Origin of the sequence: Streptomyces nodosus (genome assembly GCF_008704995.1) — a bacterium.
GTDB lineage: Bacteria > Actinomycetota > Actinomycetes > Streptomycetales > Streptomycetaceae > Streptomyces > Streptomyces nodosus.
Window position 1 is genome coordinate 4159328 of sequence record NZ_CP023747.1, and the last position, 12682, is coordinate 4172009.

Consider the following 12682-nt stretch of genomic DNA (forward strand, 5'->3'; position numbering starts at 1 on the left):
CGAAGGTGCCCCGCGCACCCCGTGTCACGATCGACCCTGTGAGTACGACGACCACGGTGGACCGCGCCTTCGGAGCCGCCCTCTATGACGACACCGACACGGCCCTCGACACGGGCGCCTCGCTGCTCGCCGCCGACCCCGCGGCCGACGCCGAACTCGCCCGGCGCGGCGAGCAGTTCGTCGCCGGGGCCTGGCGGCGCGGCTGGCAGCCCGCCGATGTGGTGCGCCTGGTACGCCGTGAACTGGACGACCTCCATGTGCGCCTGGTGTCGGCGCTGATCGTCGAGGAGGCGGGGCGGCGGCCGTCGCCCGGGCCGCGCTGGGCCGCCCAGCTCCAGGACCTCCCCGCGGAACCTCCGCGCGCCTCCGACCGTTTCTCGTACGCCACCGCCGTACTGGAGCTGTACCGCCTGCTGCTCCGTCTCCCCGCCCTCGAGCCCCTCGAGTCCCGCGACGCGCCCCGGCCGTCCGCCGCCCCGCGGCAGCCGGAGTCCCGCATGCTCACCCGGGTTCGCGCCCTGCTCGCCAAGGCGGAGGCGACCGGCTATCCGGAGGAGGCGGAGGCGCTGAGCGCCAAGGCGCAGGAGCTGATGGCGCGGCACAGTATCGACGAGGCGCTGCTGGCGGCCGGCGCGCCCGCCGGGGACGCGCCCGGCGCCTGCCGCATCGGAGTCGACGCGCCGTACGAGACGGCCAAGGCGGTGCTGCTGGACGCGGTGGCGACCGCGAACCGCTGCCGGGCCGTGTGGCACGAGCCCTTCGGCTTCTCCACGGTCGTCGGCTTCGAGCCCGATCTGGCGGCCGTCGAACTCCTGTACACCTCGCTGCTGGTGCAGGCCACCACCGCGATGACCACGGCGGAGGCGGCGCAGCGCAAGGGTGGCCGGAAGCGTACGAAGACGTTCCGGCAGTCCTTCCTGGCGGCGTATGCGCAGCGCATCGGCGACCGGCTCCGGGCGGCCGCCGAGGCGCAGACGGCGGACGGCGGGGGAGATCTGCTGCCGGTGCTCGCGGCCCGGGACGTGGCCGTCGCGGACCGTACGGAGCGGATGTTCCCGGCCACGGTCACCACCCGGCTGCGCGGGGCGGGCGACGCGGCCGGATGGGAGCAGGGGGCCGCGGCCGCCGACCGGGCCAGGGTCGCGGCACGGCCCCGGCTCCCCTGAGTCCTGGTCAGTCGCCCGCGATCTGGATGGCGCCCACCGAGGCGTCCGGGGCCTCCCGGCTCTTCAGCGCCACATCGCCGTACGACCACGGGTGGCTTCCGGCCTCGTCGGGCCCCGGCACGGTGATCTCCAGGTTTTTCACCGGGGCGCTGAGCGAGCCGCCGTCCCCGCGGACATAGGTGATCGTGAAGGTCGCCGCCTCGCCCTTCTGGAGCGTCACCTTCGCCGGCTTGGCGCCCTCCGCGTGGGCGACGGACCAGGAGGAGTCCCCGTCCTTCAGTTCGATGCCGGGGAACCCGTCGAGGGTGCAGGGCGCGTCGACGCGGTTGGTGAGGGTGACCGGGACATTGCCGGTGTCGCCGGCGCTGGTGGCGGCGTTGCCGGGGCCGACCTCGACGGCGAGACGGCAGCCGGCGGTGTCCTTGCCGTTGTCGCTCCCGCTCCCGCCACCGCAGGCGGTCAGGGTGAGGGCCGCGACGAGGGCGGTCAGGGCGAGCGGGGCATGAAGCGTGCGCATAAAGGTCCTCTGCGGTCGTGACGGTATGCCTGGATCATCACGCAGGTGGACGACGGAGGGGCGCGCGCCCCCGCAGTGCCGCGTGCGCGCCCCCGCTGCCGGGATCGTCCGGAATCGGCGGCGGGCCGTGGAACCGGGGTTCCACGGCCCGTCGTTCGCTCCTCAGGAGCCCAGGCTCGCCGTCGGCAGTCCGCTGGGCAGCATGCCGCCCTCGGCCTTGACGTAGGTCTCGGTGCCGACGCTTCCCCGCCAGGTCACCTTCATCCCCGTGGAGTTCACGGAGTCGACCACCCCGCTCGCCCGGCTCTCGCTGCCGTCCGTGCAGGTGAGGCGGATCGTCCAGGTGCTCCCCTGCTCGCCCGCGGTCCCGCTGCACACGGTGCCGCCCGTCGCGAAGAGTCCGGCCCGCTCGCCGGTGATCACCAGCGCCACGGCCTTGCCCCCGCTGGTGGCCACCCAACTGCCTTCGAGCTTCCCCGGCTCGGCGGTCGGGGCGGCGGAGCCGGGGCCGGAATCCGTCGTGGACACGGACGGGCCCGGTGAGGAGGCGCCCTCACCGGTGGAGCCGTCGTCCCCGGCGTCGCAGCCGGTCAGGGCGAGCGCGGCCGCAAGGCCCGCGGCCGCGAGTGCGAGACGTGCCGGCCGGCATGTGGCAGGGGTCGCGGTCACCGAAGGCTCCCAGGGTTGCCGATGAGGTCGTGGGGAGGGCCGCAGCAAGCTACCAGGAGGACTTGCGGACGCCGGGCAGATAACCCGCGTGTGCTTGCTCACGCAGATTGACCCGGGACAGCCCGAAGGTGCGCAGATAGCCGCGCGGCCGGCCGTCCACGCTGTCCCGGTTGCGTACCCGGGTGGCACTGGCGTCACGCGGCTGCCGGTTCAACTCCCGCTGGGCGGCGAGTCGTTCGTCCTCCGTGGAGGAGGGACGCCGGAGGATCTCCTTCAGCTCCGCCCGCCGCTCGGCGTACCGCGCGACGACCTCCTTGCGCCGCTCGTTCTTCGCGATCTTGCTCTTCTTCGCCATATCGGTTCCTCGGCTTCTTCAGATCTTCACGCCGCGGGCGCGGATCCGGGCCACCGCGGCCTCCACGCCGATGGTGTCGACGGTCTTGATCCCCTTGGCGCTCAGCCGCAGCCGCACCTGACGGCCCTCGCTCGGCAGCCAGTACCGCTTGGTCTGGATGTTGGGGTCGAAGCGGCGGGAGGTGCGCCGGTGGGAGTGGGAGATCCGGTTGCCGAAGCCGGGCCGGGCGCCGGTCAGCATGCAGTGCGCGGACAAAGGTGATGCACCTCTCTCGGGTAGGGTGTGTAAATGGTATTCATTTTCAGTAAGGTACCAGCATGGCACGCAACGAACTCCGACCCGTCATCAAGATGAGGTCCACGGCCGGCACCGGCTACACCTATGTCACCCGCAAGAACCGCCGGAACGACCCGGACCGGATGACCCTGCGCAAGTACGACCCGGTCGTCGGCCGGCATGTCGAGTTCCGAGAGGAGCGCTGAGTCCGGTGCGCAAGGGCATCCACCCGTCGTACGGGCCCGTCGTCTTCCGTGACCGGGCCGCGAACCACACCTTCCTCACCCGCTCGACCATGACCAGCGACAAGACGATCGAGTGGGAGGACGGCAACACCTACCCGGTGGTCGACGTCGAGATCTCGAACGTCAGCCACCCCTTCTACACCGGCACCGCCCGGGTCCTGGACACGGCCGGACGCGTGGAGCGCTTCGAGCAGCGGTACGGGAAGCGGGGCTGACGGTGGCCGATCTCTCCGTCGTGGTCGTCGCCGGGCTGCACGCCGACGCACGCCGGGCGGCCGTGGCGCGGCTGCTCGCCGATGTGCCCGGCAGTGTGGCGCTCCACCATGATCTGACGACCGCCGCGGCCGGTACGGTCATGCGTTCGGTGCGGGACAAGGACACCCTGCTGTCCACGGGCGAGGCGCCGCTGGTCAACGACTGCGCCTGCTGCGCCCTGCGCGAGGACCTGGTGCCCGAGCTGCGGGGGCTCGAGGAGACCGGACGCGCCCGGCTCGCCGTCGTCGAACTGTGGGACTCGGTCGAGCCCAGGGCGATGGCCGAGGCGATCGAGGCCGGCGGGCTCACGGTCACCGGGGTGCTCACCGCGGTCGACCCGGCCCTGCTGCTCCCCTACCTCGGCAACGGCGACGACCTCGCCGAAGGCGGACTGGCCGCCGCGGCCACGGACCAGCGGACGGTCGCGGACACCTTCGCCCGGCAGCTGGAGTACGCCCCCGTGCTGGCCGTGGTCGAGTCAGAGGAGGCCGACGACGAGGACCGGGCCCTGCTGGCCCAGTTGCATCCGACGGCCCTCCAGGTCCCCTTCGGGGCCGCCGCGGAGAGCCGGGCCCTGGCCGAGGCCGCCCTCGCCGGGTTCGATGTGGAGGCGGCCGCCGCGGCGCAGCACCCGGCGTGCGCGCTGCTGCCCGTCGAGGCCGACACACACGGCGTCTCCACCTTCGTCTGGCGCCGCCACCGCCCCTTCCACCCCGAGCGGCTGTATGCCGCGCTGGAGGACCTGACCTGCGCCGCGGCGCGCAGCCGGGGCCGTTTCTGGCTCGCCGACCGCCCCGACACCCTGCTCCACTGGGATGCGGCGGGCGGGGCCCTGTGCGTGGAGGGCGTGGGCCCCTGGCTGGCGTCCCTTCCCGATGCGGCCTGGGAGATGGTCCCGCCGGTGCGCCGGGCCGCCGCCGCGCTGGACTGGCACCCGGAACACGGGGACCGCTGCCAGCACCTGGTGTTCACCTCTCCCGGCCTGGACCGTGCCGGACTCGAACACCTGCTGGAGTCCTGTCTGCTGACCGACGTCGAGTACGCCGCGGGCCGCGACGCCTGGAAACGGCTGACGCCCGCCTTCGACACCCTCCTGGAGGCCTGATGCCCCGCAAGTCCGACCGCCGCACCCCGTCCAAGCCCCGCCCCAACCCGCTGGACCGGGCCGGGATCACCTATATCGACTACAAGGACACGGACCTGCTGCGGTCGTTCCTCTCGGACCGCGGCAAGATCCGCGCCCGCCGGGTCACCCGTGTGTCGGTCCAGCAGCAGCGCCTGCTGGCGCGCGCGATCAAGAACGCCCGGGAGATGGCGCTGCTGCCGTATGCGTCCCGGTAGCCGAGGGCCGCAGCCATCTGGGTAGGAGATTTATAGGTAGGAGATTCCCTACGTTTGACTCGTAGGGAATCTCCTACCTATGGTGTCCGTATGACCATCACACATGCCTCCTTCGTGACCCTCCCCGTCGCCGACCAGGACCGCGCCCTGCGCTTCTACACCGAACTCCTCGGCTTCCAGGTCGCCGCCGACCTGGATCTGCCGCAGGGCCGATGGCTCCAGGTCGCCCCCGAGGGCGCCCAGACCGTCTTCACTCTCTCCGGCCCCGGGACGGGCGATTTCGAACCGGGCTCGACCCGGGGGATCATGTTGCTCACGACCGATGTCGACGCCGACTGTGCGCGGCTGGCCGGGGCGGGGGTGTCCGTGCAGGGTCCGGACGACCTCCCCTGGGGCCGGATGGCGTCCTTCCAGGACCCCGACGGCAATGGTCTGCTGCTGCTGACGGAGGCTCAGGGATAGGAAGGCCCGCATGACCACGACCGGGGCCGGGACGGACACCGCTGCCGAGGACCGTGTCTTCGCCGCGCTCGCCAACGCCACGCGCCGCGAGCTGCTGCGGCTGCTGCGCGACGAGGGGCCGCAGCCCGTCCAGGCCCTGGCCGACCGCTTCGAGATGCGCCGCCCGAGCCTCTCGGAGCATCTCAAGGTGCTGCGGGAGGCCGGGCTCGTCTCCGAGCAGCGCTCCGGCCGGCAGCGCATCTACCGCCTCGAAGCCGCACCGCTAGCCGAGGTGCAGGACTGGCTCCATCCGTACGAGCGGTTCTGGCGGCAGCGGCTGCGGGGACTCGGCGAGCTGCTCGACCGCATGCCCGACGATGACCGCTCATGAGCACATCGTCCGGTGACGACCTCACCACGATCCGCGTCGACCAGTTCCTGCCGCATCCGCCCGCCAAGGTCTGGCGCGCCCTGACCGAGCCCGGACTGCTCGCCCGGTGGCAGATGCCCGGCTCCGAGGACTTCCGGCTCGAAGTGGGCCACCGGTACCGGATGACCTCGGTCCCACGACCCAACGCGGCTTTCTCCGGCGTCGTCGACGTGCAGGTTCTCGCCTATGAGCCCGAGCGGATGCTGTGTGTCCGGTGGGCCGACGCCGATCCGGCCAACCCCGCGGACTGGACCATCACATGGACGCTGGAACAGGAGGGCCGCGGTACGCGTCTCTTCCTAGTGCACGAAGGATTCGACCCGGACGACCCGGCACAGTCGATGGCGCGGACGGTCATGGGCGAGGGCTGGAGGTCGCATGTGATGCGGGCTCTGGGGCAGACGCTCGACCAGCTGTAGTCAGGGCGAAGTCAGACGGCGGTCAAGGCACTGCAAAAGCTGTAACCGCGGGAACACCCCGCGTGCACGTGCATCTGCAAATGCGTCTGCATGTGAACGGAGTTATGATCCGGGGCAGTTGACCACTGCATCCATGGCCACATCAGCCGATGCACCACCCGGGGAGCGACCTGTGGAGCACGACGTGTACGACGTGGGCGACGTGTACAACGGCATGGCTGCGACGGAACTGCACGGGGCGGCCTGGCAGAAGAGCCGGCACAGCAACTCCCAGGGATCGTGCGTGGAGTTCGCCCGGCTGCCGGGGGGAGGCGTGGCGGTACGGAACTCGCGCTTTCCCGACGGACCCGCGCTCGTCTACACCCGCGCGGAGATCGAGGCGATGCTGTTGGGCGTCAAGGACGGCGAGTTCGACCACCTGATCGCGTGAGGCGGTGCGGCGCACCGGGGGAGGACGGGGCGGGGCGTTCGTCGCCCGTGTGTGCCGCGGCGGTCGCCGCCCGTGCGCGGCGACCGTGGCTGTGTGCGGTGCGGGGTGCCCGGGTGGGCGGCCCGCGGTGCGTCGGGGCACCGCCTGGGTGGCAACGCGCGTAGACGGGTCGCCTCAAGAGGTGCGGAGGGCCGTCATGCTCGGCCCGCCGGTGCGGACGGCAGCCGGAACAGTGCCCAGACCACCTTGCCGCTCAGTGTGCCCGCCAGCGGATGCCAGCCCCAGCCGTCGGAGAACGAGTCGACCAGGAACAGCCCACGGCCCGACTCCGCGGAGAAGTCCTCCGAACCGTCCGCGACCGGACCGTCGTCACTGGGGTCACGCACGGCGCACACCAGGCGCGCGGACCAGCGCATCAGGTGCAGCCGGAGCGGCGCGTTCTGCTCGCCCCCGCGTGGAGCGGGCGAGGGCAGCGCATGGCGCAGTGCGTTGGTCACGAGTTCGGAGACCACGAGACAGATGTCGTCGGCGCGCTCGTCCATGTCCCACTGGCCCAGTGTTCCCCGGGTGAACCGCCGTGCGTCGCGGACCGCTTCGAGGCGGGCGGGCAGGGCGCAGGAGGCGGCGCCGGACACGGCCGAGGGGTCGAGTGGCGGAAGTCCCTGCCGTAAAGGCGTGAGCATGGTCGATCCGTTCGTTCCCATGCGAGGCACTCCCGGGTGTTCGCGAACGTGGCGATGCAGCGGTGGCGCAGAACCATGGTTTCGGATGAGCCAGGCAGATGCAAGGGCAGATGCACGTGCACGCGCTGGAATCGGCCGGTTTCATGCCGCTTTCTGCTTGTTTCTTCTGTCACGTTCTTCCCTCTTGGACGCCCCTTCCTGATCTTTCCCACTGGCTCACCTTTGGCTGCTTTCCCTTTCTGTAACCGCGCGAGTACAGCTCGAAGTGTTTTAGTGGCAGACTGCGCGGTCGGAAGCACGGTTGGGGAGGCTGACGAACGTGAGCGCTGGGGACTCGACGAGCGGGTCGGTGGTGCGGCGCATTCTGCTGGGATCCCATCTCAGGCGCCTGCGGGAGGCGCGCGGCATCACCAGGGAGAAGGCCGGCTATTCGATCCGGGCCTCGGAATCGAAGATCAGCCGCATGGAGTTGGGACGGGTGAGCTTCAAGACACGCGATGTCGAGGATCTGCTGACGTTGTACGGGGTCACCGACGAGGCCGAACGCACGCCCCTGCTCTCCCTCGCCAGGGAGGCCAATGTCGCCGGGTGGTGGCACAGCTATTCGGACGTCCTGCCGAGCTGGTTCCCCACGTACGTCGGTCTGGAGGGCGCGGCACATCTGATCCGGTCCTACGAGGTCCAGTTCGTGCACGGTCTGCTGCAGACCGAGGCCTATGCGCATGCGGTCGTCGCCCGGGGCATGAAGGGTGCGAGCGCCGAGGACATCGACCGGCGGGTGGCGCTCCGGCTGGAGCGGCAGAAGTACCTCGTCTCGGAGAACGCCCCGGACTTCCATGTGGTGCTCGACGAGGCGTCCCTGCACCGCCCCCAAGGGGACCGGCAGGTGATGCGCGGCCAGCTCCAGCATCTGATCGACATCTCGGAGCGCCCGAACGTACGGCTTCAGGTCATGCCGTTCAGCCACGGCGGGCACTCCGGGGAGAGCGGCTCCTTCACCCTGCTGAGCTTCCCCGAGTCCGACCTCTCCGATGTGGTCTATCTGGAGCAGCTGACCAGCGCGCTGTATCTGGACAAGCGCGAGGACGTCGCCCAGTACGATTCCGCGATGCGGCAGTTGCAGCAGGACAGCCCCGGCAAGGACGAGAGTCGCGACCTGCTGCGAGAACTGCTCCAGCTCTCCTGAGCGGTCCCGGAGCGTCGGACGAATTCCCCCAACTCCCCTTGGACGTCAGTACGATGACGCGTGATCGGACCATGACGAGTTCCGGGCAGGTGAACGGGTGTCTGCTTCGGCTGCGAGGGATTGAGGGATCACATGTCGTCCTACTTCACCGATCTGGCCCAGCAGTACATCGGCGGTGAATGGCGCCCGGGCACCGGCTCCTGGGACATCATCGACGTCAACCCGTACGACGGCGAGAAGCTGGCGTCGATCACGATAGCCACGGTCGGCGAGGTGGACGAGGCGTACCGGGCCGCCGCTGCCGCCCAGAAGGAGTGGGCCACCACCAACCCCTACACCCGGCGTGCGGTGCTGGAGAAGGTGCTCGGGCTGGTCGAGGACCGCGAGGCCGAGATCACCGAGGCGATCATCGCCGAGCTGGGCGGCACACGCCTCAAGGCCGCCTTCGAACTGCACCTAGCCAAGGAGTTCCTGCGCGAGTCGGTCCGGCTGACGCTGCGACCGGAGGGCACGATCCTGCCGTCGCCGGTCGACGGCAAGGAGAACCGTCTCTACCGGGTGCCCGTGGGCGTCGTCGGAGTGATCAGCCCGTTCAACTTCCCCTTCCTGCTGTCACTGAAGTCCGTCGCCCCCGCGCTCGCGCTCGGCAACGGCGTGGTCCTCAAGCCCCACCAGGACACACCGGTCGTCGGAGGCTCCCTGATCGCCAGGCTCTTCGAGGACGCGGGGCTCCCCGGCGGCCTGCTCAATGTCGTGATCACCGATATCGCGGAGATCGGTGACGCCTTCCTCGAACACCCCGTCCCGAAGGTGATCTCCTTCACCGGCTCCGACCAGGTCGGCCGGCATGTGGCCACGGTCTGTGCCTCGCTCTTCAAGCGCTCCGTCCTCGAACTGGGCGGCAACAGCGCGCTGGTGGTCCTGGACGACGCGGATGTGGACTACGCGGTCGACGCCGCCGTCTTCAGCCGCTATGTGCACCAGGGGCAGGTCTGTATGGCCGCCAACCGTGTGCTGGTGGACCGCTCGGTGCAGAAGGAGTTCACCGAGAAGTTCGTCGCCAAGGTGAGGTCCCTCAAGGCCGGCGACCCGCGCGACCCGGAGACCGTCATCGGCCCGGTCATCAACTCCTCCCAGGCGGAAGCCATTTCGGGCGTGGTCCAGCAGGCGGTCGCCGAGGGTGCGACGGCGCTGGTGCACGGCACGACCACCGGCAACCTGATCGAACCCTCCGTGCTGACCGGTCTCCCCGCCGACTCGGCCCTTCTGCGGCAGGAGGTCTTCGGCCCGGTCGCCTTCCTCATTCCGTTCGACGGTGAGCAGGAGGCCGTACGGATCGTCAATGACACCCCCTACGGTCTCAGCGGCGCCGTCCACACCGGCGACATCGAGCGCGGCGTCCGCTTCGCCCGGCAGATCGACACCGGGATGTTCCATGTGAACGACGGCACCGTCCACGACGAGCCGATCGTCCCCTTCGGGGGCGAGAAGCACTCGGGCATCGGCCGCCTCAACGGCGAGACCACGATCGACGCGTTCACCACGCAGAAGTGGATCTCGGTGCAGCACGGGCGGAGCGCCTTCCCGTTCTAGTGCCGCGGCACCGGCGGTCTTCGGCTCCGGGCCTCAGTGGTGGAAGCTGGTGGCCAGCCGCTTGTCGCGGGTCATCGGACACGTCTGCCGCCGCACCAGGGGCAACAGCCGGGTGAGATCGTCCATGAACAGATCGGCGAGGTCCGTCGAAAAGCCGTTGCGGCACACGATCCGCAGGACGGACAGGTCCTCACGGTCGGCCGGGAAGGTGTACGCGGGCACCAGCCAGCCGAACTCACGCAGGCGCCGGGAGACGTCGAAGACGTCGTACGCCTTCACCTCCGCCGCGGTGGTGAAGGCGAAGACCGGCAGCTGGTCGCCCCGGGTGAGGAGGCGGAAGTCGCCGAGCGCCTCCACCCGCTCGGCCAGGCTCCGCGCCACATCCCGTGTGGTCTGCTGGACGGCCCGGTATCCGTCCCGGCCCAGTCTCAGGAAGGTGTAGTACTGCGCGACCACCTGGGCCCCGGGCCGGGAGAAGTTGAGCGCGAAGGTCGGCATGTCGCCGCCCAGGTAGTTCACCCGGAAGACCAACTCCTCGGGGAGCACCTCCTGGTCGCGCCACAGCGCCCAGCCGACGCCCGGGTAGACCAGCCCGTACTTGTGGCCGGACGTGTTGATCGAGGAGACCCGGGGCAGCCGGAAGTCCCACACCAGGTCCTCGTCGAGGAAGGGCGCGATCATCGCTCCGGACGCGCCGTCCACATGCACCGGGATGTCCAGGCCGCTGCGCTCCTGAAGGGCGTCCAGTGCCGCGCACAGGTCGGCGATCGGTTCGTACGACCCGTCGAAGGTGGATCCGAGGATGCCGACGACCCCGATCGTGTTCTCGTCGCACAGATCGGCGGCGGCCTGAGGGTCGATATGGAACCGGTCGCCCTCCATGGGCACCTGGCGCGCCTCGACCTCCCAGAAGGTGCAGAACTTCTCCCAGCAGACCTGCACATTCACCCCCATGACCAGATTGGGACGGGCGTCGGCCGACGGGTAGCGATCCGCGTTGCGCCGGATCCAGCGCCGCTTCAGGGCCATCCCGGCGAGCATGCACGCCTCGCTCGAACCGTTCGTCGAACAGCCCACGACGGTCTCCGGACGGGGTGCGTTCCACAGATGGGCGAGCATGGCCACGCAGCGGCGCTCCAGCTCGGCCGAGCGCGGGTACTCGTCCTTGTCGATCATGTTCTTGTCGCGGCACTCCGACATCAGCCGGTCGGCCTGCTCCTCCATCCAGGTGGTGACGAAGGTGGCGAGATTCAGCCGTGCGTTGCCGTCCAGCATCAGTTCGTCGTGGACCAGCTGATAGGCGACCGAGGGCGGCATCGGGCCGTCGGGCAGCCGGTGCTTGTGCGGGGCCTCGGACATCTCGACGGCCGGATTGGCCTCCCCGAAGAAGGGGTTCAACGACCTGGGGCGCCCGTCGGGCTGTGTCGAGCCGGTGTGCAGTGGCATGGTCTCTCGTCTCCCGTCACGTCGGTGGTGTGCGTCCGCGTCTCATCGGATCCGGGCCTTCTGCCGCTTCATCGCATCGGCGCGGCCCGCCGGTTCACGGGCCCGGGCACTTCACCCGTTCGGCTCAGTGCGGGCCGCGCCCTCGGAGCGTGGCGGCCGGCCGGGGAGAGGAGAGCCGCAGTGCCCCGAGGAGAGAGGCTTGCACCTCACGCGACGTGAGGGCGCAGTCTGAGGCGCGTACCCGGAAGGGAGCGGAGATGAGCTACTCGGTGGGCGAGGTGGCCGGCTTCGCCGGTGTGACCGTACGCACGCTGCACCACTACGACGAGATCGGTCTGCTCGTCCCCGGTGAGCGCACCCGTGCGGGCCACCGGCGCTACGGCGAGGCGGACCTCGACCGGCTGCAGCAGATCCTGTTCTACCGGGAGCTCGGCTTTCCGCTCGACGAGGTCGCCGCCCTGCTCGACGATCCGGACACGGACCCGCGCGCACATCTGCGCCGCCAGCACCGGCTGCTGACCGTCCGGATCGAGAGACTGCGCAGCATGGCGGCGGCCGTGGAACGCGCCATGGAGGCACACACGATGGGCATCGCTCTCACACCGCAGGAGAGGTTCGAGGTCTTCGGGGACCAGGACCCCGAACAGCACACGGAGGAGTCGGAACGGCGTTGGGGAGGCACGGAGGCCTTCTCCGAGTCGCGGCGGCGCACCGCCCGCTACACCAAGGGCGACTGGATGCGTATGCGGGACGAGAGGAACGCCTGGCTGGAGCGCTATGACGCCCTGATGGCCGCGGGCGGGAGGCCGGACGGCGAGCGCGCCATGGACCTGGCCGAGGAACACCGGCAGCACATCGGGACATGGTTCTACGCGTGTTCGTACGCCATGCATCGCGGGCTCGGGGAGATGTATGTCGCCGACGAGCGGTTCAGGGAGTTCTACGACTCCACCCGGCCGGGTCTCGCCGAGCATCTCAGGGACGCGATCGTGGCGAACGCCGCCCGGCACTCCTGACGAGGTCCCGGCACTTCTGACGCGGCCCCGGGCCGGGATCGGCATCCCGGCCCGGGACCGCCGTCGTCCGGAGGGCGTGATCCGGGGTCTCCCGCCGCCCGGGGCCATGGCTTTGTCCGGGTTCGAGCACCGTGCATCCCTCGGACACCGGTGGAACGCGGTGAGGACACCGTGCGTTGATAGCTTTGTCCGGCCATCGTTGTCGGCCGCCCCT

At 70.2% G+C, this 12682-nt stretch carries 18 protein-coding genes; 12 read left to right on the forward strand and 6 right to left on the reverse strand.

All coding sequences use genetic code 11. The features are described from left to right. Positions 1–38: 38 nt before the first annotated feature. Positions 39–1166: a DUF2786 domain-containing protein gene (locus CP978_RS18780; RefSeq protein WP_043442542.1), complete on the forward strand. Its 1128-nt coding sequence runs from the start codon at positions 39–41 to the stop codon at positions 1164–1166. A 7-nt stretch (positions 1167–1173) separates the two neighbouring features. Here CP978_RS18780 and CP978_RS18785 read toward each other — a convergent pair whose 3' ends face one another. From CP978_RS18785 to rpmB, 4 genes are all read right to left on the reverse strand, one after another. Next, the gene (locus tag CP978_RS18785; RefSeq protein WP_150478248.1) at positions 1174–1683 is read right to left on the reverse strand and encodes a DUF4232 domain-containing protein; all 510 of its coding nucleotides are present in this window, start codon (positions 1681–1683) and stop codon (positions 1174–1176) included. Between the two features lie 162 nt (positions 1684–1845). After that, a complete protein-coding gene (locus tag CP978_RS18790) occupies positions 1846–2352 on the reverse strand; it encodes a hypothetical protein (RefSeq protein ID WP_043442546.1) in 507 nt (168 codons plus the stop codon). A gap of 49 nt (positions 2353–2401) precedes the next feature. Then, positions 2402–2707, reverse strand: a complete 306-nt coding sequence (gene rpsN / locus CP978_RS18795; protein ID WP_043442548.1) for a 30S ribosomal protein S14 — start codon at positions 2705–2707, stop codon at positions 2402–2404. A gap of 18 nt (positions 2708–2725) precedes the next feature. Then, positions 2726–2962, reverse strand: coding sequence for a 50S ribosomal protein L28 (gene rpmB, locus CP978_RS18800; protein ID WP_043442550.1), 237 nt, complete (start codon positions 2960–2962; stop codon positions 2726–2728). 62 nt (positions 2963–3024) lie between these two features. On the opposite strand from rpmB, the gene rpmG reads away from it, so the two are divergent. From rpmG to CP978_RS18840, 8 genes are all read left to right on the forward strand, one after another. Then, positions 3025–3189 carry a 50S ribosomal protein L33 gene (gene rpmG / locus CP978_RS18805; RefSeq protein ID WP_043442551.1) on the forward strand — a complete coding sequence of 55 codons (165 nt, stop codon included), beginning with the start codon at positions 3025–3027 and terminating at the stop codon, positions 3187–3189. Between the two features lie 5 nt (positions 3190–3194). Continuing rightward, the gene (locus CP978_RS18810; protein WP_043442554.1) at positions 3195–3443 is read left to right on the forward strand and encodes a type B 50S ribosomal protein L31; all 249 of its coding nucleotides are present in this window, start codon (positions 3195–3197) and stop codon (positions 3441–3443) included. Between the two features lie 2 nt (positions 3444–3445). Further along, a complete protein-coding gene (locus CP978_RS18815; protein ID WP_043442557.1) occupies positions 3446–4588 on the forward strand; it encodes a CobW family GTP-binding protein in 1143 nt (380 codons plus the stop codon). After that, positions 4588–4824, forward strand: a complete 237-nt coding sequence (gene rpsR, locus CP978_RS18820; protein ID WP_043442560.1) for a 30S ribosomal protein S18 — start codon at positions 4588–4590, stop codon at positions 4822–4824. The genes CP978_RS18815 and rpsR overlap by 1 nt, the downstream gene beginning before the upstream one ends. A 90-nt stretch (positions 4825–4914) precedes the next feature. Beyond that, complete coding sequence (locus CP978_RS18825) at positions 4915–5286, forward strand: VOC family protein (protein WP_043442563.1); 372 nt, start codon at positions 4915–4917, stop codon at positions 5284–5286. A gap of 10 nt (positions 5287–5296) precedes the next feature. Then, complete coding sequence (locus tag CP978_RS18830) at positions 5297–5656, forward strand: ArsR/SmtB family transcription factor (RefSeq protein WP_043442566.1); 360 nt, start codon at positions 5297–5299, stop codon at positions 5654–5656. Beyond that, positions 5653–6114: an SRPBCC family protein gene (locus CP978_RS18835; RefSeq protein WP_043442569.1), complete on the forward strand. Its 462-nt coding sequence runs from the start codon at positions 5653–5655 to the stop codon at positions 6112–6114. The genes CP978_RS18830 and CP978_RS18835 overlap by 4 nt, the downstream gene beginning before the upstream one ends. Before the next feature lie 172 nt (positions 6115–6286). Next, complete coding sequence (locus CP978_RS18840) at positions 6287–6544, forward strand: DUF397 domain-containing protein (protein ID WP_043442572.1); 258 nt, start codon at positions 6287–6289, stop codon at positions 6542–6544. A gap of 194 nt (positions 6545–6738) precedes the next feature. On the opposite strand, the gene CP978_RS18845 is transcribed toward CP978_RS18840, so the two are convergent. Beyond that, entirely contained in the window at positions 6739–7248 is a 510-nt protein-coding gene (locus tag CP978_RS18845) for an ATP-binding protein (protein ID WP_079162211.1), read from the reverse strand. Positions 7249–7576: 328 nt separating this feature from the next. Between CP978_RS18845 and CP978_RS18850 the strand changes: the two genes are divergently transcribed. Both CP978_RS18850 and CP978_RS18855 read left to right on the forward strand, forming a co-directional pair. Further along, on the forward strand, positions 7577–8413 hold the full coding sequence (locus CP978_RS18850; protein ID WP_043442574.1) for a helix-turn-helix domain-containing protein: 837 nt from the start codon (positions 7577–7579) through the stop codon (positions 8411–8413). Between the two features lie 132 nt (positions 8414–8545). Next, a complete protein-coding gene (locus tag CP978_RS18855; RefSeq protein WP_043442576.1) occupies positions 8546–10006 on the forward strand; it encodes an aldehyde dehydrogenase family protein in 1461 nt (486 codons plus the stop codon). 33 nt (positions 10007–10039) lie between these two features. Here the strand turns inward: CP978_RS18855 and gad are convergent, their stop codons facing one another. Further along, positions 10040–11452, reverse strand: a complete 1413-nt coding sequence (gene gad, locus CP978_RS18860) for a glutamate decarboxylase (protein WP_043442579.1) — start codon at positions 11450–11452, stop codon at positions 10040–10042. A gap of 257 nt (positions 11453–11709) precedes the next feature. Between gad and CP978_RS18865 the strand changes: the two genes are divergently transcribed. After that, positions 11710–12468 (forward strand): MerR family transcriptional regulator, encoded by a 759-nt coding sequence (locus CP978_RS18865; RefSeq protein WP_043442582.1) that lies wholly within the window; start codon positions 11710–11712, stop codon positions 12466–12468. Positions 12469–12682: the final 214 nt, after the last annotated feature.